This window comes from Arthrobacter sp. Bz4, assembly GCF_003075455.1.
Classification (GTDB): Bacteria; Actinomycetota; Actinomycetes; order Actinomycetales; family Micrococcaceae; genus Arthrobacter_D.
Genome location: NZ_QDAE01000015.1, coordinates 44741 through 63781 on the forward strand (window position 1 = coordinate 44741; position 19041 = coordinate 63781).

At 63.9% G+C, this 19041-nt stretch carries 18 protein-coding genes; 7 read left to right on the forward strand and 11 right to left on the reverse strand.

Translation table 11 applies throughout. The features are described 5' to 3' along the window. Positions 1-54: 54 nt before the first annotated feature. The 4 genes from DDA93_RS11780 to DDA93_RS11795 form a co-directional block, all read right to left on the reverse strand. Positions 55-843: a glycerophosphodiester phosphodiesterase gene (locus tag DDA93_RS11780; RefSeq protein ID WP_116778878.1), complete on the reverse strand. Its 789-nt coding sequence runs from the start codon at positions 841-843 to the stop codon at positions 55-57. A 2-nt stretch (positions 844-845) separates the two neighbouring features. Next, positions 846-1658 (reverse strand): HAD family hydrolase, encoded by an 813-nt coding sequence (locus DDA93_RS11785; protein ID WP_019484026.1) that lies wholly within the window; start codon positions 1656-1658, stop codon positions 846-848. Between the two features lie 113 nt (positions 1659-1771). Then, positions 1772-2302, reverse strand: coding sequence for a YbhB/YbcL family Raf kinase inhibitor-like protein (locus tag DDA93_RS11790; protein WP_019484027.1), 531 nt, complete (start codon positions 2300-2302; stop codon positions 1772-1774). 13 nt (positions 2303-2315) lie between these two features. After that, positions 2316-3242: a carbohydrate kinase gene (locus DDA93_RS11795; protein WP_116778879.1), complete on the reverse strand. Its 927-nt coding sequence runs from the start codon at positions 3240-3242 to the stop codon at positions 2316-2318. A 198-nt stretch (positions 3243-3440) separates the two neighbouring features. On the opposite strand from DDA93_RS11795, the gene DDA93_RS11800 reads away from it, so the two are divergent. Beyond that, positions 3441-4040, forward strand: a complete 600-nt coding sequence (locus tag DDA93_RS11800; RefSeq protein ID WP_116778880.1) for a DUF6318 family protein — start codon at positions 3441-3443, stop codon at positions 4038-4040. A gap of 59 nt (positions 4041-4099) precedes the next feature. Here DDA93_RS11800 and DDA93_RS11805 read toward each other — a convergent pair whose 3' ends face one another. Both DDA93_RS11805 and DDA93_RS11810 read right to left on the reverse strand, forming a co-directional pair. Beyond that, positions 4100-5020, reverse strand: a complete 921-nt coding sequence (locus tag DDA93_RS11805; protein WP_116778881.1) for an ROK family protein — start codon at positions 5018-5020, stop codon at positions 4100-4102. 93 nt (positions 5021-5113) lie between these two features. After that, positions 5114-5884 carry an alpha/beta hydrolase gene (locus DDA93_RS11810; RefSeq protein ID WP_116778895.1) on the reverse strand — a complete coding sequence of 257 codons (771 nt, stop codon included), beginning with the start codon at positions 5882-5884 and terminating at the stop codon, positions 5114-5116. Positions 5885-6079: 195 nt separating this feature from the next. Here DDA93_RS11810 and DDA93_RS11815 point away from each other — a divergent pair, with 195 nt between their 5' ends. The 3 genes from DDA93_RS11815 (at position 6080) to DDA93_RS11825 (ending at position 8481) form a co-directional block, all read left to right on the forward strand. After that, positions 6080-6400 (forward strand): hypothetical protein, encoded by a 321-nt coding sequence (locus DDA93_RS11815; RefSeq protein ID WP_116778882.1) that lies wholly within the window; start codon positions 6080-6082, stop codon positions 6398-6400. Positions 6401-6469: 69 nt separating this feature from the next. After that, positions 6470-7579, forward strand: coding sequence for a (p)ppGpp synthetase (locus DDA93_RS11820; protein ID WP_116778883.1), 1110 nt, complete (start codon positions 6470-6472; stop codon positions 7577-7579). A gap of 74 nt (positions 7580-7653) precedes the next feature. Next, positions 7654-8481 carry a caspase family protein gene (locus DDA93_RS11825; protein WP_116778884.1) on the forward strand — a complete coding sequence of 276 codons (828 nt, stop codon included), beginning with the start codon at positions 7654-7656 and terminating at the stop codon, positions 8479-8481. 3 nt (positions 8482-8484) lie between these two features. Here DDA93_RS11825 and DDA93_RS11830 read toward each other — a convergent pair whose 3' ends face one another. Beyond that, positions 8485-10143 (reverse strand): hypothetical protein, encoded by a 1659-nt coding sequence (locus DDA93_RS11830; RefSeq protein ID WP_116778885.1) that lies wholly within the window; start codon positions 10141-10143, stop codon positions 8485-8487. Between the two features lie 215 nt (positions 10144-10358). Here DDA93_RS11830 and DDA93_RS11835 point away from each other — a divergent pair, with 215 nt between their 5' ends. Then, on the forward strand, positions 10359-12434 hold the full coding sequence (locus DDA93_RS11835; RefSeq protein ID WP_116778886.1) for a caspase family protein: 2076 nt from the start codon (positions 10359-10361) through the stop codon (positions 12432-12434). 1 nt (position 12435) lies between these two features. Here the strand turns inward: DDA93_RS11835 and DDA93_RS11840 are convergent, their stop codons facing one another. The 4 genes from DDA93_RS11840 to DDA93_RS11855 all read right to left on the reverse strand — a co-directional run bounded on the left by DDA93_RS11840 (position 12436) and on the right by DDA93_RS11855 (position 17696). Beyond that, the gene (locus tag DDA93_RS11840; protein WP_019484036.1) at positions 12436-13914 is read right to left on the reverse strand and encodes a flotillin family protein; all 1479 of its coding nucleotides are present in this window, start codon (positions 13912-13914) and stop codon (positions 12436-12438) included. A 239-nt stretch (positions 13915-14153) separates the two neighbouring features. Then, the gene (locus DDA93_RS11845; protein WP_019484037.1) at positions 14154-14618 is read right to left on the reverse strand and encodes an SRPBCC family protein; all 465 of its coding nucleotides are present in this window, start codon (positions 14616-14618) and stop codon (positions 14154-14156) included. A 34-nt stretch (positions 14619-14652) separates the two neighbouring features. Then, positions 14653-17124: an ATP-dependent DNA ligase gene (locus tag DDA93_RS11850; RefSeq protein ID WP_116778896.1), complete on the reverse strand. Its 2472-nt coding sequence runs from the start codon at positions 17122-17124 to the stop codon at positions 14653-14655. A gap of 80 nt (positions 17125-17204) precedes the next feature. Further along, complete coding sequence (locus DDA93_RS11855) at positions 17205-17696, reverse strand: SRPBCC domain-containing protein (RefSeq protein WP_133185503.1); 492 nt, start codon at positions 17694-17696, stop codon at positions 17205-17207. Between the two features lie 45 nt (positions 17697-17741). On the opposite strand from DDA93_RS11855, the gene DDA93_RS11860 reads away from it, so the two are divergent. After that, complete coding sequence (locus DDA93_RS11860) at positions 17742-18611, forward strand: Ku protein (RefSeq protein ID WP_019484040.1); 870 nt, start codon at positions 17742-17744, stop codon at positions 18609-18611. Continuing rightward, the gene (locus DDA93_RS11865) at positions 18611-18880 is read left to right on the forward strand and encodes a hypothetical protein (RefSeq protein WP_116778887.1); all 270 of its coding nucleotides are present in this window, start codon (positions 18611-18613) and stop codon (positions 18878-18880) included. The genes DDA93_RS11860 and DDA93_RS11865 overlap by 1 nt, the downstream gene beginning before the upstream one ends. The last annotated feature ends 161 nt before the right edge of the window (positions 18881-19041 follow it).

The window sequence follows — 19041 nt, forward strand, 5'->3', positions numbered from 1 at the left end:
GCAACTAATCTGCAGGCGAAGCACTTTTCTGGCCGTGGAGGGAGGTGGGCCGGATTATTGGGGCCAGTACCCTCTGCGGTGCATGACCCCAGCCAACCGGTCTGCACGGTCGGATACCAGACCGTCCACGCCACCACCCAGGGTGAGCAGCCGTTCCATCGCTTCTGGGTCGTTGACGGTCCAGACGTGAAGCGGCAGCCCTGCCCGCCTGCAGCGTTGGACAAACCGCTCGGTCACCACTGTCACTCCGGCGTGCCGGACCGGAACCTGCAGGCAATCGACCCGGAGCATCCGGGCAAGGCGCCGGGTCTGACCCAGCGGACTCAGCAACCAAAGCAGCGCTGAATACGCCTGACCGGCCGAAGACGCCACCGGTCGCGACAACCGCTTCAGGACCCGCAGGCGCCGCCGGTCCGAGAAGGAGGCAACCAACACCCGGTCATGCGCGCCCAGGCGTTCAACTACGTCAGCGAAAGGCTCCACCGAGGCGTCGTCCTTGATGTCGATATTCAACTTCATCGCCGGCCACCGGGTCAGCAACTCTTCGAGCGTGGGGATCGGTTCGGTGCCCTGAATGTGGACGGTCCGCAACTCCTCCAACGACCGGTCCGCTATTGGCCCCGATGCGTCACAAACCCGGTCCAGGAGTTCATCGTGAAAGACCATGACCACTCCATCGCGGGTGGTGCGGATATCTATCTCCAAATAGCCGAAACCCAGTTCGGCTGCCGCCTCGAAAGCGACCATCGAATTTTCCAGCCCGTCGAGCGAAAAGCCGCGATGCGACAGGGCGAGCGGCCGTTGCTCCCCGTCCAGTCCGATGTTTCGCAGGTACGGCAACATGCCTAGAAGGAGGCCCTCAGCGCGGCGAGGCGTTCCTCAAGAATCTGCGCCACCCCGTCCTCCTCAAACGCTGGCGCCTGCTGATCCGCCGCGGCAATGGCTTCCGGGTGGCCCGACGCCATTGCGTAGCCGGTGCCGGCCCAACTGAGCATCTGCACGTCGTTGGGCATGTCCCCGAAGGCGACGACGTCGGCCTGGCTGATACCCCGGCTGGCCGCGAACTCGGCGAGGGTTACCGACTTATTGATGCCAGGCATCGACATCTCCAGGAGGGCAACGCTGGGCGCAGAATGGGTGGCAGTCACCAAATGGGCGACTGCCGGGCGGACCCGGTTGAGGAAATTGTCGGGCAAAACCTCGCGTTCACGGGCCAGGAACTTGATGACGCCCTGACCTGCGAGCGAATCCGCAAGGGGCATGGCGACTGCGCCGGCGAGTAGTTCAACCGAACCCTCCTCGGCGAAGCCATGCTCGATGTGGAATCCGGTGACGGTCTCGGCGGCGAAAGCGGCCGCGGGATAGAGGTCCAGGATGATTTCGCGAGCCGCCAGAATGTTGCTGTGCTCGAGCAGGTGGGCGCTCAGCACCCGTTCATCATCCAGGTTGTAGGTCACGGCCCCGTTGGAACAGATGACCGTGCCACGGTGACCCAGCTGTTCACGCAGCGGGTCCAGCCAGCGAGGCGGCCGCCCCGTTACAAACACCACCTCGACACCAGCATCCAGGCACCTCTGAAACGCTTCGACGGTGCGGGGACTGATCTTGCCGTCGTGACCGACAATAGTTCCGTCCATGTCGCTGGCGACCAGGCGCATGCGGGTACTCCTTCAGTGAGCAGGTGAGTTTAAGCGTACCTGCCCGGAGCAGGCCGATGCCCCGGTGCGTGACACGCGTCCGGGGCATCGAGAGGAAGCTGGTTGGGCGGGATCTACTGCTCGAAGGTGGCGATCAGGCGGGCCCGCCCAAGGGTATGCGAGAACAGGTTGAACCCGAGGTAGGCGTTGCTGCCTTCCGCGGGCACCTCGAGGGTTTCCACGTCTACTGCATGCACTACAACGTGGTAGTGGTGCGGGCCATGACCGGCCGGTGGGGCAGCGCCGATGAAGCCGCTGAAGCCGCCGTCGTTCTTCAACTGGATGGTGCCTTCCGGCAGGTCGGTACTCCCCTCGACTCCGGCACCAGTAGGCAAGGAAGTGGTACTCACGGGGAGGTTGAAGACCGCCCAGTGCCAGAAGCCACTGGCGGTTGGGGCATCCGGATCGTAGACCGTCACGGCAAAGCTTTTGGTGCCCTCCGGGAACCCGCTCCAGGACAGCTGCGGTGACAGGTCCTTCCCGCCATCGATCCCCATGACTCCTGACGCATGCCTCGCATCCAGCGGCTGGTTGTGTTCAATGTCAGTGCTGGTGAGGGCGAATGCGGGGACTGCTGGCAGGTCTGCGTACGGATCGCGGGTCATTACTGCTCCTGGTTCACTTGGGGTCTGCTACTAGCTCGCTGCGCACCGGTGGATTCGCGCCGGCACGGGAAACGGTCACTGCCGCCGCCTTTGCCGCGTAGGCAAGGATCGCTTCCACCTGTTCAACGGAGATGTGGCGTAGGTCATTCCGCAGCTGGGCCCCAACGAGCCCGCGGTCCGCCAGCGAGCCCAGGAGCGCCGACATGAAGGAATCCCCCGCCCCCACCGTGTCCACCACCTGGGTGGCCGGCGCGGGCACCGAGGTTTCACCGCGTTCGACGACGGCCCACGGACCGAGGGAACCACGCGTCACCACCACCATGGCCGGCCCTTTAGCCAGCCACAGCCGTGCAGTCTCGAAGACGTCCTGGCCCGGGTAGAGCCATTGAAGATCCTCGTCGGAGGCCTTCACCACGTCGGCGAGGGCAACGAATTTCTCGGCCTGCGCGCGGGCGTAATCGACATCGGTGACGATACTGGGACGGCAGTTGGGGTCATAGGAAATGGTGGCCAATGGGTGAGCCCGCTGGACGACGGCGAGCACTTCGGCCGCTCCCGGCTCAAGCATGGTGGCAATCGAGCCGGTGTGCAGCAGTGTGGTGCCGTCGAGGATCAGGTCCATCTGCTCACGGACGGTGGGCAGGTCCCAGATGAGCTGAAACGTGTAGGAGGCACCACCGGCAGGGTCCAGACGTGCCGTTGCAATGCTGGTGGGGTGCCCATCTGGCCCGATCGGGGTCAGCACCGAGTTGCTGTGAAGGTGTTCATGGATCATCCGGCCGTACGGGTCGTCGCCCCAACGCCCGATGAACCGGCAGGGGTGCCCCAGCCGGGCCAGGCCCACAGCCACATTCATGGGGCTGCCGCCAACATGGGCGCGTGGCGAGGAGACATCGCTGATGACTTCGTCTATGAGGGTTTCCCCGATCACTGTGAGCACGCTAATAAGTTAGCATCCCGGGCAGCGGAAAGACCCTTGTGGGGACAACGGGATCGAGGACCCCGGCTGACCCTCGAGCCTAGGTGATCTCACGCACACTCGCCGGAATAATCCGCTAGTTGCCTAAGGCTACGGCTAGGATGGTGCGGGATTGCCGCTATCCGCGGCGCTAACCACGTACTAGTTGTTGGGGAAACCATGAAAATTAAGAATGCGGCGGCCATCGCCGTCATCGCACTCGCCTCGCTGACCGCCTGTGGCGAGGCATCAGAGCCTGCGGCCCCTTCCGAGGCCGCCGCTCCCACGCCAGCGAGCTCCACGGCACCCGCGCAGAACATCCAGGCTCCGGAGACCAACGACCTCATGGCCGAGGCCAGCCCCGAAGGCGCACGAGCCTTCCTGCATCACGTCTTCGAGCTGAAGTCCTACAACCAGCGGACCGGTGAAACCGAGCAGCTGCTCGCCACCTTCGATGGTGCCGAAGCAGCAACCGAAGAGGCTGAGGAATTCGCGGCCATGTACGAGGACGGCGGCTGGGTTCTCGGCGGACAGCCGAAGGTCAAGCAGATCATCGTCACCACTCCAGCGGACGAGGTAGCCGAGGAGGTCGAGGTTGACGCCCTGATCACCGTCAACCCTGACGCCTACACTTCGTTCGACGAATCGGGTGAGGTCCAGGAGACCCGCCCGTTCGACCCGGCCGGCACCATCTACTCAGCGACAATTGTCTATTCAGACGGCGCCTGGCAGGCTACCTACCTGGAAGAAACCCCTGACGCAGAAATCCCGGCGGAGTAACCCGGTTTAGGCCGTCAGCCTGTTACGGCTGGCGGCCCGGCTCCGGCTCCGAGTGCAACTCAGCTCTCAGTGTCGGAGCCCAGCGAAGCCCAATAGGCGGCACCCACGAGCGCGGCGTCGTCGGGCAGGATCGCCTGCTCGATCCTGAAATCTGCGAGCCGCGGGTCGGCAAGAGCCATTCCCGCGCGAATTGCCGGTTCAACCAGATCCCAGGACCTGGACATGGACCCGCCGATCACCAGGATCCCCGCGTCGAACCGGCTGATCACGATTGCGAGAGTCTCGCCCAGAGCTCCGAAAGCTCCGTCCAGCACGAGTCGTGCAGTTTCGTCACCGGCCCGGCTGAGTTCAGCAATGGTGTGGACGTCGGGACCGGAGTCCGGGCTCAGACCGGCCGCGTCAGCGTAGGCCGCGCGGATGGCGCGTCGGGACACGGTGTTTTCCAGGGGTCGGCCCTGATAGACCTCGTGGTGGATGCTCCCATCCGGTGAGACCGCCGGCCCGGTGCTGACCGGCTGCCCGTTGATCAGGAAGGTGGAGCCGACGCCGGTTCCGAGCGTGATGCAGATGGCCCGCTCATTCCCCCGAGCCGCCCCGAGGGCGTATTCCCCGATGCCGAACGCGTCGGCGTCGTTAAGGAAATGGATCGTACCGGGTGTCGGTTTAATCCGCTTCATCAGCGCTTCACCGAGATCGAAGCCGTTCAGGCTGTCGAACTTTCCCACATGCTCGAAACGGCCAATGCCCTGGTCGTAGTCGAAGGGGCCAGGAATAGCTACCGACCAGGTCGCTCCCGGCTCGCCCCGCAGCGCGTCGGCAGCAGCACCAATCTCCTCGACCAGGCTCTCAGCGCTCCCCTGGGCCTGCAGGTCGACCCGAGCCAGGGAGTCCCGATCGATAACCCACGTTCCGGATTCCACCACCGCGGCCGTGAGGTGGGTGCCTCCAATTTCGAGCACAGGGATGGTGTTGCCACTCATTGATGGGTGCCTTTCAGTCTGTCCGAATACGGTATCTCCGAACCAGGGTCAACAGTAATTCGTTGCGGTCCTCGCGGCAGCCTCCCGATTCGGTTAGGCCGCCATCAGCCGATCTACCGCCTGCACCACCCGCACCCAGGCTTCGGTCCCCGGGGTGATCATCGCGAAGTGGTCGCCGGGGATCGTGATCAACTCAGCAGTCGCACCTGCGGCCGCCGCCGTCGTCACATAACTGTCCGATTGGCTGAGCGGCACCGTTGAGTCGTCCTCACCGTGCAGGGCTAGCACCGGAATGGGCAGCGGGATCGCTGTCATCGGGTCAGCCAACCGGTACCGAACGGGATCCTCGGCCGGGTCCACGCCCAGCAGGTTCAGCACGGCACCGTCTCCCAGCCCCTGTTCATGGGCTGCTGCCAGATTCAGCACACCTGACTGGCTCACGACGCCGGTCAGCGGTACCAGGGGCGTTCCGGCGCCGGGAGCCCCAGCGGGCAGCGTTGACCGCCCGGCGGCCCATACCGCGAGGTGGCCGCCGGCCGAATGGCCAAGCGCCGTCGTCGTGCCCAGATCGAGGCTGTGTTCGTCGGCCGCCGTCGCCAGGAGATCCATGCCGGCGCTCACGTCGGCGAAGGTTTCCGGCCAGCCACCCCCATTGCCTGCCCGCCGGTATTCAAGGTTCCAGCAGACGTAGCCCCGGGACGACAGGTCTTCGGCGAGAGGCCGGCCAAGATCCAGTCCGTACCCTGAGCGCCAATAGCCCCCGTGGATAACCACGACGACGCCCGGGAGGTGCTCCCCGGCTGGCAGGTACAACTCGGCGAACTGGCTGGGATCATCGCCATAGGTATAGCGCTGGGGTGTCACTGGTTCCTCCGGTTGCTGGGTGAGGTTGGCTGAACTGCCGGGCGCGCAGCCGGCGAGTGCGGTCGCTGCAGCGAGGCCGGCGGCGCCCAGGACGGTGCGTCGGCGTAGGTTGTCCACACCGGAAGCGTAACCTTGCCGACCCTTCACATGCGCCGGGGAGGGTGTTTGAATGAATGGACCAATCAAGGGGGAACAATGCAGACCAAAGGAACCCGGCGGCTCATCACGGGCGGTATCGCGCTGGTAGCCACGATTTTCGTCCTGCCAACACCACTGTTCGAAGTCTTCAACGGAACAGCTGAGGGCGTCACGATGGTGCTCTTCGTCCTCGGGGCGGCGCTCCTGGCGGGGGGACTGGTTCTGGTCGTCACCGGCCTGCGATTGCGATCACGAGACTTAGGCACTCCCCGAAGCTACGACACCCGGCAGCCAACCACCCAGGACGATGATCGGCCCATCGACAGCCACTCCATGCCGACTGCCGCCCGCCAGGGGCAGATCGGCGGGCCCCTCTAGCCAGCCCTCCACCAGCACTGTCAGACCCGGCCGATATGATGGCCTGAAGCCATCGTCGGAGGAGTCTTAATGAGCGCCTGGGATCAGTTGGATGACCGTCTCCGCCCCGCGGTGGAAGCGAGCACCCGTGAGTTCGAGCGGGTACGGCCGCGCCTTGAAGAAGTGACCCGGCAAATGCAGGCCAGCATCCAGGAAATCTTCGTCGGCACCGAACTCAGCCCACTGTTCGTCACTGCTCGGACCAAGAGTATCGAGTCATTCCGTGACAAGGCCTCACGCATGCTCGCCTCAACAGTCCCCGGAGACGCCCCCACCCTGGTATTCCCCGACCCGCTAAGAAACCTGACCGACGTCGTCGGCGTTCGGGTGATCACCACCCTGCCCCACGAGGTAGACGTCGCAGCGAATCTGATCAAGCGGCAGCGGCAGGAATTTGACTGCCGGGGCGACCGGGAGAAGGACATCGGCACCATCGAGTCCGGCACCTACGGCTACTCCAGCCGGCACCTCATCCTGCGCACCATCCAAAGCGAAGCGGTCAAAGAGTACCAGCGCGCCCTGGACCCGGCAGCCAAGGCCGGCGGCAGTTACATGCTCGAGGTGCAGATCCGTACGGTTCTGGCTCATGCGTGGTCCGAAATTGAGCACGACATCCGGTTCAAGGCATCGAATCCTCGGGCATGGAGCCCCTACTTCGACCGGCAATTCACTGGCACCGCCGCGATGCTCGAGTCAGTGGAATCAGCTTTCGCCGAGCTGCACGAGCGGTACGAGACAGTGACCGGGTTCTGGGATGAGGACGGGGAGGGAAGCGCCCCCCTGACCCCCAACCGGGTCCGCGACGTGTGGCAGACCCTCCTCCCCCACGTTGACCGAAAATCCGACGACAACTGGGGTTGGGCTGCGGAGCTGCTCGCCGCCCATGGACTGACGACGACGACGTCGCTGGCGTCGCTGCTCCAGGCGGACACCATTACCTCGGTTCGCCGAGCGTTGGACCACCGTTACTCGCCGGGCCCGGACCGGCTGCTCGACGACGTGCTGCTGTGGCACTACGGGGAACGCCACATCGACCTCACCGCCGAGGCAGCCGAGGCAGCGGTCTCGCCACGACGCGACAGCCTGCAGCGTCGGCATCGGCAGATGACCACCTTCCGGGCACTGGAGGCCAGCAAATAACGCCTCAGTAACACCCGTCCCGCTAGGTTGCGGCATACCTGCGACGGGGCAGGTCCTGCGGAAGGAACTGTGCCATGGCCAAGTACGCACTCTGCGTCGGCATCAATAAGTTCGAAAACCTTCCGACCAACGCGTGGCTCAATGGCTGCGTCAACGACGCCAAGGACTTCGCCGCGCTTCTCACTGGGCATTACGGATTCGCGAAGCGGAACGTTGCGGTGCTGCTCGATTCAAAGGCTACGAAGGCTGCGGTGGTCGGGAAGCTGCAGGCCATGCTCAAACGGGCGAAACCCGGGGATCACCTTGTCTTCACGTTCTCCAGCCACGGCACCCAGGTCCTCGATGTCTCAGGTGATGAACCGGACGGCGCCGACGAAGCATTCGTCACCTTTGATATGCGGCAAAAGGGTGACCAGTGGGACGCCGCCACCCTTATTCTCGACGACGAGTTACATCACCTGCTCGGCACCCTTCCCGACGGGGTCCTGCTCGACGTCGTGCTGGACACGTGCCACAGCGGGACCGGGCTCAGGGCGCTGGACCTACTTCCCACCCGACGGCCCCGGTTCGTTCCGCCCCCGACGCCGCTCGGCCTGGAGCTCACCGAATCGGCGGATCCGCGCGCCTTCCGCGACCTGGTCCGGTCCGATGCGCAGGCGAAACCAGTCCTGTTTGCCGCCTGCCGGTCGGATCAGACAGCGGCTGATGCTGACTTCGCTGGACGATATAGCGGTGCCTTCAGCCACTACCTGCTCCAGGCCGTCAAAGACGACCCATCGGCAAGCCGGCGAGTGCTGCTGAAACGCGTCAGCGCCGACTTACGGGATGGGAAGTTCACCCAGCGGGCCCAACTGGAAGCGCCAGTGGCGGCCAAAAGCGCCGCGTGGGGCACCGCTTTCTAGGTACTAGCGGCCGCGCCCCCGGCTATGGAACGTGATTTTCGGTGTTCCAGTGCCAGACCTGGGCCGTGCACCAGAAGGAGTGATTTCCGCCAGGGTGGTGGCATCCCGAGCCTTCTCCTGTGCGTTTTCCTGCTGCCTCACCGGGTCATAGACCGGTTTCAACGCCGCGTAACAAAGGTGGCCTCCCTCGTCGAATCTGAGCAACCCACCTCCGCGCAGGATGACGGGTCCGGGACCGGACAACCCCATGCGGCGCATTTCGGGCCGCCCGATAGTGAACTCCTGAACAAAGGAGGCGCCGATCTCCGAGACGACGAACCCGTCCGGGCTGATCCGGATGCTGGGTCGCACCCGGTCCACGGTGATTGAATGCCGCTCATCCATCGCGGTTTCCCGTAACAAGTCCCCGTTCTCCCAGATGAACCTCACGATCTCTTCCGGGTCAGTTCCCAGCGCTGACAGCCGGACGGGGTACCTGAGGCTGCTCATGCGTTCAATCCCGGTGAGCAAATCATCGGCCGGCACCGTAACCCCCACCTCGGCGAAGCAGTCCCGCACCACCTGCCGATAGTGAAAACGATCCTGCGGAACCAGCACCAGGTCGGCGGAGAGGATGCCCCGCAGCAAGTCCGGCCAGGTCACGTCCACCGGAGCCATGTACCCGAGCCCACGGATCAGCATCGCCAGGACCTGTTCACCCACCTTCGCCCCGGACTTCGCCACCTGGTGCAGGCTCGAGCGGCCACCGGGCTGGTCCAGACGGATCTGCCATAGCCGCGCCACCACATTCAGCATCGCCCGCACCACTGGCTCGCCGCGTCGGTGCGGGTCCGGCAGCGTGCGCCAGCCGGTGGGGACCGGCGTCCGCATCGGCTGCCGCGCTGGCCCATGCGAGAACAAACCGTCGCCAAAGCTGAAGAGACCACTCAGCAGGATCTGCTCATCCAGCCCCGTCAGGTCGGTTGCCCCGGACCCCAGTGGATCCAACAACTGCTCCACCCGCTCCGCCGAGGAAAACACTGACAGCATGGCCACCAGGTCAGCGATCGCCTCATGCAGCGCAAACTGGTCGAGGGAAGCGAACTGGTCCGACCAGCGGGTTCGGTACCCTGCAAGGATCGCGTGGGTCACCTCATGGGCCACCAGGTCGCGATACAACGCCAACGGCACCGACAGACGCTCCCGGCCATCCCGCCGATGCCCAAACCGGACCACTCCGTCTTCCCGGTCGTAGCCAGAATCGGCGTAGGGCACCGTGTCATACGCGTGAATCCGCAGCCGCCGTCCTCGGGCCCATCCCATCCGGCGGCCGAGGGTTGACTCGAAGGCTGCCAGCGTCGACGCCGCCACGGCGTACGTGTGCTGGGCCAGGAAGCGGCGGTTGGCCAGCAGCTCACCGAGGTCATTCGGTGGATTCTCGTCCATCAGCATCCACGGATCGACGTCCTCGCCCAGGAGTAGCTCCAACGGTTTCCCACGCGGGCCGCGAACGACGATGTCGAATCGCGCGCTGCGCGGCCCCCCACCAATGCGCTCAACGGGCACGCGGAGCGTCGTGGTCATCGGACCTTCGGCGCCCAACGTGAACGGACCCTCGGCCAGAATGGTCAAGGGGCGCAGCTCCCCGGTATGGCTTCCGGGCCCCAGCATCACGCCCGCCATTGGCACCTCTCCCTACTGCGACCCGGGATCAGTCTTCCACCGGACCGCTACCAAAAATATCTACCCCTGCGCCCCGGCCGTCAAGCACCAAAATCCCAGTAACACCCCAATAACACCGTGCAGCAGATACTGGCTGCCAACCGCCGGCGCCGTCGCGTGGACACTGCTACCTGACGAACGCCGCTCCAGTCGATGCCACTCAACGAGGAGTAGCCATGAATACCACTGCAGCGACCGCCGCTACCCAACGGGGGTCCGGGCTCAGCGCCGCCCAGATCACGGCCCTGAAACCGCATGTAGTGAACCTCAGCCGAGGCAAGTTCTCGACCGGTGGTGAAATAAGTACCACTGCAGCCGACGTGGATGCCATTTTCCAGGATCATCTCCCCAAGTTCGCACCAGACGGCGACGCACCGATCATGGTCTACGCCCACGGCGGTCTGGTGAGCGAGGCAGCTGGCCTCCGTTCCGCACATCAGCAAAGCGAATGGTGGAAATCGAATGGCGTGTACCCGATCTTCTTCGTCTGGGAGACAGGCTTCCTCGATGCACTGTTCGGCTCTCTGCCCGGGTCCAGGGGCGTCCTGGGAGATGTTAGGGACCGCGCAATCGAGCTGATGGCACGGGCCGCTAACGGTGAGCGGATCTGGGGCGAAATGAAGCGGTTTGCCGAAGACGCCTCGGCAACGGGTGGCGGCGCGCTCTACGTGGCAAAAGCACTCGGCAATTATGTGGCAGCACACCCGAAGACCAGCGTCCACGCCGTCGGCCACAGCGCCGGCTCCATCTTCCACTCCTACTTTGTGCCAGCCGCCCTGAAGGCCGGGGTCCCCGAGTTCGCGACGGTCAGCCTACTGGCACCCGCCGTCCGCACCGATACGTTCAAGGCGAAGTTGGCACCCGAGGCCGGTAAAGGCATCAAATCCCTGGCGATGTACACCATGACGCAGCAGGCCGAGCTTACTGACACCTGCCCCGGTGGCTACGGGAAATCGTTGTTGTATCTGGTCCGTGCGTCCTTCGAAAAGGAAGAGTTCACGCCCATTTTGGGTTTGCAGGAGTGCGTCAACGCGGACCCCGAACTGCTCAAGTTCTTCGATGACGACGGCGGCAAGGCGAAGGCAGAGGTGATCTGGTCAATTTCCGAGACCGGACCTGAAACACGCCGGAGCACTGCGACCACCCACGGGGGATTCGACGACAACACTACGACCATGGAGAGCGTCGCCCGCAGGATTACGGGCAGGAAACCGAAACCCTTCGGCGCCCGAATGATCAGTGAGCCGTGGGCTGTGGCCCCCACCGTCCGCGAGGAACCCCCCGTAAGTACCCGACGCGCCCTATGTATCGGAATCAACGCCTACCCCCCGGGCAAAGAACTGTATGGCTGCGTCGCTGACGCGGAGGCGTGGGGTAAACAGCTGGAGTCGGTCGGATTCGAGGTGACAACCCTGCTCGATGGGGCGGCCACCAGGGTCAACATTCTTCAAGGCATTTTCGACCTGGTGGCGCATAGCACCGCCGGGGATGTGCTCGTCATGCAGTACGCGGGCCATGGGACGTACATTGATGACCTCGATGGTGATGAAGCGGAGGATGGCAACGGGGAAAAGCTGTTCGACGAGGCGCTTTGCCCGGTGGACTTTCAGGGCGGAAACCTGATCATCGATGACGATCTTGGGGAACTCTTCGACCTACTCCCGGAAGGGGTAAGCCTCACCGCCTTCTTCGACTCCTGTCATTCAGGTGACGGTACCCGGCTCTTACCGTCGCTGGGCACTGCAGTCACTGACGGGGCCGAGCAGGCAGCCAATCATGGCCGACGGGCACGGTTCCTGGTCCCTGACACGACCACCATTGAAAACTTCCGGTTACGTCGCGGCGCAGCTGCGAACCCGGGCAAGCGAGCCACCGCCCGCGAACTGCTGTTTAGCGCCTGTCAGCCTGACGAAGTGGCCTACGAGACCGGCGGGCACGGCGACTTCACCGCCGCAGCAAGCCTGCTGCTGGCCCCAAGCGCCGAGAAGATCACCAACGCCGATTTTCTGGCCAAAGTGCTCGAATCGTTTGCTCATCAGCCGCGGCAGAACCCCTACTTCTACGGTGTCGCTGCTGCTTCCGCCAGGACGTTCCTGGCACCGCTGACCCGGCCCGTGGATGCCGGCCAGGGCCTCCGTCCAGCGTCCGGTCAAACCAGTGAAACCAGTGCAGTCGCCCCGGAGGTTGCCGCCGCACGCGCACGAGCAGCGGCAACCTTCCTGCGGGCGACTGCCGATTTCATCGACGGGTGAATTAGACCGACGGCGCGTGGGTGTTTTCAGTTGGCGATGCCGGTTCCGTGGCAGCACCGTCCGTGGCGCCCCAGTTTTTCAGCATCTCGACGGCGTCCAGCCCGGTGGTGTCCTTGAGTAGCTGGAAGGTCTGCTGCAACCCGCCGGACACGTTCTTGCTCAACTGGGTGGCACCGTCGTTGGAGATGACGGTCATGTTGTCGATTCCCGACATTGGGGCGGCGATTTCCCGAGCGATCTGCGGGAGGATTTCCATCACCTTGTTGAGAATTGCTGCTTCGTTGAACTGCTCGTACGCCTTGGCCTGGGCTTCGATTCCCTCGGCCTCCGCGATTCCCTTCTGCCGGACAACGTCTGCCTCAGCCTGGCCGCGAAGCGCGATGATCTCCGCTTCCGCTGCACCGTTGGCCCGGGTCACTGACGCCGCTGCGTTACCGCGTGCGGTGTTGGCGGCGGCCTCAGCTTCAGCGGTGACCTTGTCACCCTCGGCGCTGAGGCGGCGCTTGGTCAGCGCCACTTCCGCCTCAACCTGATCGGCTTCAGACTGGCGCTTGCGCTGCTCGAGCTTACCGGCCGCTTCCTGCTCCACCCGGTACTTTTCTGCGTCGGCAGGCTTGCGGATCTCAATATCCAGTTCACGTTCACGCAGCTCGGACTGCCGTGAAGCAACCTGCTGTTCCTTGACCAGGATCGACTGGCGCTGCTCAGCTGCAGCCAAGGGACCCGCCGCGTCGGCCTGGGCCTGCCGTGCGTCCGCGACCTCCTTGAGCTCGGCCCGGCGGATGGCGAGCCGCTGTTCGGCAAGCGCAACCTGCTCGTCCGCGATCGCAGCGGCCTCGGCAGCTTCCTGCGCCGCATTCGCTTCGGCAATCTTCGCCTGCTTCTCAGCGAGTGCCGCCTCGGGCCGGCCCAGGTTCTTCAGGTAGCTGGAATCGTCGTCGACCGACTGGATCTGGAAGGTATCAATCTCCAGACCCTGGTTATGCATTGAGTGCTCGGCCTCTTCCTTGACACTCTTGGCGAAAGAAGCACGGTCCTTGATGATCGAGTCCACGCTCAGCGTGCCCACGATGGAGCGCAACGAACCGGACAGGGTCTCTTGGGTGTAATGGTCGATCTGATCCTGCTGGTTCAAGAATCGTTGAGCGGCGCGGCGCACCGCCTCTTCGTCGCCCCCCACTTTGATCTGGGCGACACCGGTCAGCCGAAGCTTGATGCCGTTCTTGGAGATACCCTCAATCTGAAGGGTCACCTGGCGTGAGGCGAGCGAGATGGAGAACGCCTTCTGGCTGAACGGGTTGATGAATGTGCGACCGAACACCACACGCTGGCTTTCCTGGCTGCCTTTGCCGGTGATGATCAGTGCTTCGGACGGGCTCGCAATCCGCAGTGCAAGACGCGCGACGATGGCGGCAATAACTGCCAATACCACCAACACGGCAAGCACAATGCCGACAACAATAAACTGACTGAGGTCCACTACAGCCCCTTCTATGGGATTTACAAAGGATGAGTGGCCGGAAGTTCCAGTGCCTCGCCGGTATCGGCCGGGTCAATACTGGAGTGCCCGTGCGGTCCCCCACCGCCCGTTATGTGTCGGACGCCACCCTATGGACGGTACACGACCCACTCCCGGGAAGCTGGGCGTTCCAAAGCTCGACGACGCGGACGGCCACCATCGTTGGGCTGGCGGCGGTCCGGCGTCGAACGTCAGGTGGGTTAAACCTCGGACACCGCGGCGGCCAGGTTGTTCAACGAAGCCTCCAGATCGTGGGCGGAAACCGCCGGGAAGGATACCTTCTTGAGCACAGTCGAATCGGTGACGCTGCTCCAGTCGTAGGTGAGAGTCACTTCGGTGGAGTCGGGGCCCTGGGGCGTCAACTCCCACACCCACTGCCAACCGGCAGGCTCGGCCCCAGCCTCAGCCGTTTTCCAGGCAAGGAGCTTGTTGTGGTCGTAACCCACCACATGGTTGTCGGTCTTGTAGTCCCCACCCAGCTTGTCCCAGTACTGGTTCATGGTGAACATCTGTCCCACAGCCGTAATCCTGTCCGACTTCTCGTCGGACTGCACCATGCCTGAGCCGTCAATCTGCGCGTGGCGCGCAGGGTTGGACAGGACGTTGAAGATCGCGTCAGCTGAAGCGTCGATGACGCGGGACGAGGTGATTTTCTTGTCACTCATTGTTGTACTCCTTGATGTTGTTGGTCAGTCATATTCACAGTTCGACGACGACGTCGGACGGCAGTTTGTCGGGCCGCCAACCCCGCCAGACGGGGTGGCGGAGTTTCCCCGCTCCGGTTCGTTCGCTGAATTGCACCTCCCCGACCAGGGCTGGGCGGACCCAGTGCGCGTCTGAGGCATCAGCGGCTGGCACATCCGCAAGTGGTGCAGTCTTCCGGGACATCTTGCGGAGTCGTGAACCAATTTCAGCAAGATCACGTTCGGTCAGGCCTGACCCCACCCGGCCCACATACTTCAGGTCGACGCCGTCGGGCACGGCCACCAGGAGGGAACCCACCTTGTGCGCACGGCTGCCTTTGCCCGGCCGCCACCCGACCACCACCACTTCCTGGGTGAGCTGGTCTTTGATCTTGACCCAGCCCCGGGACCTGCGACCGGCCGTATACGTACCGGAGGTGCGCTTGGCGACCACCCCCTCCAAACCGAGCTCCCTGCTGGCGGCCACGGCCTCCTCGATGGTGGCATCCAGGGCTGGGGGCACCTGAATATGGCCATCCGCGGGGCTGTTCACCGCCTGCTCGAGGATTTCCCGGCGCTGGGCATACTGCAGTTGAAGCAGCGAGTTGCCGTCGAGGTAAAGCAGATCGAAAATCATGAAATGCACTGGCGCTTTACGGCGTGCGGCGTCGATCTCGGAGCTTTTGGTGAGATTGAAGCGGTTCTGCAGTAACCCGAAGTCGGGACGGCCCGACTTGTTCAGTGCCACTATTTCCCCGTCGAGCACGACATTGTTGCCGTTGACGTAGTCGCCCAGATCCGCCAGTTCGGGGTACAGCGCCGTCATGTCATTGGCGTTGCGGCTGGTGAGACGCACCCCGTCGGGTGTCACTGTGGCGATTGCCCTGACCCCGTCCCACTTCATTTCGAAAGCCCAGTCCTCATCGGCTGTCACGTCACCAGCCGAGCCGGGCGAGGCGAGCATCGGCATCAGCTCCGGCGGGGTCTCGGCGGCGCCCGACGCCGGGGCTTCGGCCGAGGCGTCAGCGGCGCCCTGGTCTTTCATCAGGTGCATCAACCAGTTCCTTTTGCCCGACTCGTCGCCGCCGGTGTGGATGAGGGCATACCGCCGGACGGGGCTGCCGCTGCGTGCCAGACCACCGTCGTCGCGCCCCTGAACCGTACAGATCACTTCCTTCCCATCGCGCCATTTCTCGGCGTGGTAGGTCCCGGAATCCCAGATGTACATCTCCCCGGCGCCGTATTCCCCCTTGGGGATGGTGCCCTCGAAGGCGGCGTACTCCAGGGGGTGGTCCTCGGTCTGGACGGCGAGGTGGTTCTTGTTGGGGGTGTCCGGCGGCCCCTTGGGTACAGCCCAGGAGACGAGGACGCCGTCGCGTTCCAGCCGAAAGTCGTAGTGCAACCGGCGGGCGTGGTGCTCCTGGATGACAAAACGGTTGCCGCCGGCGTCACTGACGCTGTCGGGGATCGGCTCAGGGGTCTTTGCGCTGTCCCGCATGGAGCGGTAGGTGTGCAGGCGGTCACGAACGCGAGGCTCGGATGTCGTTGTGTCCCCGGGCCCGCCCCGGTCGCCGTCAGGCCCTCCGGAGGTCTCATCCAGCCCGGCGAGGAGATCACCGAGTTCCTGCACTCGGTCCATCATCTGCCGGTAGTCGAGTTGCGCCAGCTCAGGGTCCTCCAACTCCGCCCAGGAGCGGGGCGCGGCAACAGTGGGTCGCAGCCTGCCACGTAGGGAGTAGGGCGCCACGGTGGTCTTGTTCCTGCTGTTTTGGCTCCAGTCCACCAGCACCTTCCCCCCGCGCAGGGACTTCTTCATATCGCTGACCACCAGGTCGGGGTGGTCAGCCTCGAGCGCCCTGGCCAGCTCATGGGCAACGGTGGATACCTCGTCGGAGGACTGGGAACCATCCAGTGCCGCATACAGGTGGATGCCCTTGGAGCCGCTGGTGACGGGATAGGGTTCCAGGCCCATGTCCTGCAGGATCACGCGGGCATGGCGGGCAACCTCGGCGCAGTCGCCGAGGCTCACCCCGTCGCCAGGGTCAAGGTCGAGGACCAGCCGGTCCGGATTGTTGATCTCCCCGTCCGGGCCGAACCTCCACTGCGGAACATGGATTTCCAGGGCCGAAATCTGTCCAAACCAGGTCAGGGTGGCCAGGTCATTGACCATCGGATACACGTTGACGTGGTCTTTATGGGCGATGGAGTGTCGTTGCACCCACGCAGGCGCCGACTGGTCGAGGTTCTTCTGGAAAAAGACCTGTCCGGGCTGCTCCGTGGTTCCCACCCCGTTGACCCAGCGCTTGCGGGTCACCGCCCGGTCCCTGGCGTGCGGAATCAGGTAGCCGGCAATCGCAGCATAGTAGGCGAGAACGTCCGCCTTGGTGGTCCCGGAGGCGGGATAGATCACCTTGTTGAGGTTCGTCAGCCGGAGGCGTTGACCGTCCACAGTGACAGTCTGCTGCTGCTGACCGGTGCTGGAACCCATGACACCAGTCTTGTCTGGAAGCGCCGCAAACGCCACACGTGCCCGGAAAGCAGGGCACGGGATCCTGTCCCGGGGTGCTGCTAGTCGCTGAGCTTCTCCTGGTATTGAGCGACGAGGCGCTCCCAGTCAGCGGGGTTCTGGCCCAGCGGACGCTCGTTCAGGAGATCGTCGAGGCCAATCAGCGTGAAGTGCCAGCCCGCCGCCGAACTACCCGCGGCGTCTGGGTCCTGCAGGGTGTTGGTGAGGGTCAGCAGGGCGCCGGAGTCGCCGTCGTTCGCCAACTCCCAGCGCAGCACCTCCCGATCCCAGGTGTAGGCGAGAAGGTTCGGCTTCTCGGCTTCGAGGACCGTGCCTTTGGTGGGCCGTTCCCCAGGGAAGGTGAAGGTCACTTCGGCGCCCTTACGCGGGAGCAGGTCAAGTTCACAGGGGAACCAGTACTTGAGTTTGCGGGGGTCTGTCAGGTGCTTCCAGAGCACTGACGCGGCAAAGTTGTACCGCATCTCGAACCGGAGGGCGGGCTTGCCGTCGACTGTGGTCTTGGTGACCGTGGGCTCAGCTTTTTCAGGATTCACCAAGCCATCGTATCCGCGGAACCCAAACACTGGTTCACTTGGTACATGAGAGCCATCTGGAAGGGCGCCGTCGCTTTTGGGCTGGTCAATGTGCCGGTCAAGGTCTACAGCGCCACCGAAGACCACGACATCAGCCTCCACCAGGTCCACGACAAGGACGGCGGCCGGATCCGCTACCAGCGCCGCTGCGAGATCTGCGGGGAGGTGGTCGAATACAAAAACATCGACAAGGCGTACGACGACGGTGAGCGCACCGTGGTGCTCACCGACGAGGACTTCGCGACCCTTCCCGTCGAGAAGAGCCGGGAAATCGGCGTCGTCGAGTTTGTGCCCAGCGACCAGATAGACCCGATCATGCTGGACCGGTCCTATTTTCTGGAGCCGGATTCCAGTTCCACCAAGGCCTATGTGCTGCTGCGCCGCACCCTTGAGGAGACCGACCGCACGGCTATCGTGCAGTTCACGCTGCGGCAGAAGAGCCGGCTCGGTGCGCTGCGGGTGCGTGGGGACGTTCTGATGCTGCAGTCGCTGCTCTGGGATGACGAGGTACGCGAGGCCAAGTTCCCCGCCCTTGACGAGCGGGTACGGATCTCGGCCAAGGAGAAGGAAATGTCGGCCGCGCTGGTGGATTCCTTCTCGACCGATTTCGATCCTGAGAACTTCACCGATGAGTATCAGGAACAGCTGCGCACTCTGATCGAGGCGAAACTTGAGAAGGGGGAAGCCCTCGACACTGAGGAAACTTTCGGGGAATCCGACGACGACGAGGGCGGTGGCAAAGTCCTCGATCTCATGGAGGCACTCCGGCGGAGCGTCGAGAAGAACCGTGAGAAAAAGGGCACGCCGTCCGATCAGAAAAAACCGGCATCCAAAGGGTCCTCAGCACCAGCCAAAACAAAATCGAAAGGCGCCTGATGGCCACCTCGTCCTCACTTCTGCCCAGCTTCTTCACCAATTCGCGTGGCGAGCAGACCATCGTGCAGGCACCCAACGCGCCGGTCCTCGGGTGGACGGTCTTCGGCCTCGCTTCCTTCCTGGCGCAGCAGGACGGAAACAAGCGGCTATTGCTGACTCTCAGCCGGGTGTGCCTCGGACTGTGGGCAGTGCTTGAGCTGACCCGCGGTGAGAGCGGATTCCGCCGCACCCTGGGCGGCTTGACCCTCGGCTGGCTGGCACGGCGTTAGCCGGCAGTCTCACCCTGGGGTAACCCACGCAGCAGACGATGGGGGCTCGCCGAGGGATCTTGTAGCGAACTGAATGTTCGGCCGGGCGGCAGGGAATAGGGACCACGGTCACCATGGTTCAAGCGGCCGAATTTTTTCCAGCCCGGGTATGGCCTAAACTG

Coding starts and splice junctions, on each gene's coding strand:
- DDA93_RS11780 (WP_116778878.1), bottom strand. CDS start 843: ATGTTGCCGTACCTGCGAAACATCGGACTGGACGGGGAGCAACGGCCG.
- DDA93_RS11785 (WP_019484026.1), bottom strand. CDS start 1,658: ATGCGCCTGGTCGCCAGCGACATGGACGGAACTATTGTCGGTCACGAC.
- DDA93_RS11790 (WP_019484027.1), bottom strand. CDS start 2,302: ATGACCCGCGATCCGTACGCAGACCTGCCAGCAGTCCCCGCATTCGCC.
- DDA93_RS11800 (WP_116778880.1), top strand. CDS start 3,441: ATGAAAATTAAGAATGCGGCGGCCATCGCCGTCATCGCACTCGCCTCG.
- DDA93_RS11805 (WP_116778881.1), bottom strand. CDS start 5,020: ATGAGTGGCAACACCATCCCTGTGCTCGAAATTGGAGGCACCCACCTC.
- DDA93_RS11815 (WP_116778882.1), top strand. CDS start 6,080: ATGCAGACCAAAGGAACCCGGCGGCTCATCACGGGCGGTATCGCGCTG.
- DDA93_RS11820 (WP_116778883.1), top strand. CDS start 6,470: ATGAGCGCCTGGGATCAGTTGGATGACCGTCTCCGCCCCGCGGTGGAA.
- DDA93_RS11825 (WP_116778884.1), top strand. CDS start 7,654: ATGGCCAAGTACGCACTCTGCGTCGGCATCAATAAGTTCGAAAACCTT.
- DDA93_RS11830 (WP_116778885.1), bottom strand. CDS start 10,143: ATGGCGGGCGTGATGCTGGGGCCCGGAAGCCATACCGGGGAGCTGCGC.
- DDA93_RS11835 (WP_116778886.1), top strand. CDS start 10,359: ATGAATACCACTGCAGCGACCGCCGCTACCCAACGGGGGTCCGGGCTC.
- DDA93_RS11845 (WP_019484037.1), bottom strand. CDS start 14,618: ATGAGTGACAAGAAAATCACCTCGTCCCGCGTCATCGACGCTTCAGCT.
- DDA93_RS11850 (WP_116778896.1), bottom strand. CDS start 17,124: ATGGGTTCCAGCACCGGTCAGCAGCAGCAGACTGTCACTGTGGACGGT.
- DDA93_RS11860 (WP_019484040.1), top strand. CDS start 17,742: ATGAGAGCCATCTGGAAGGGCGCCGTCGCTTTTGGGCTGGTCAATGTG.
- DDA93_RS11865 (WP_116778887.1), top strand. CDS start 18,611: ATGGCCACCTCGTCCTCACTTCTGCCCAGCTTCTTCACCAATTCGCGT.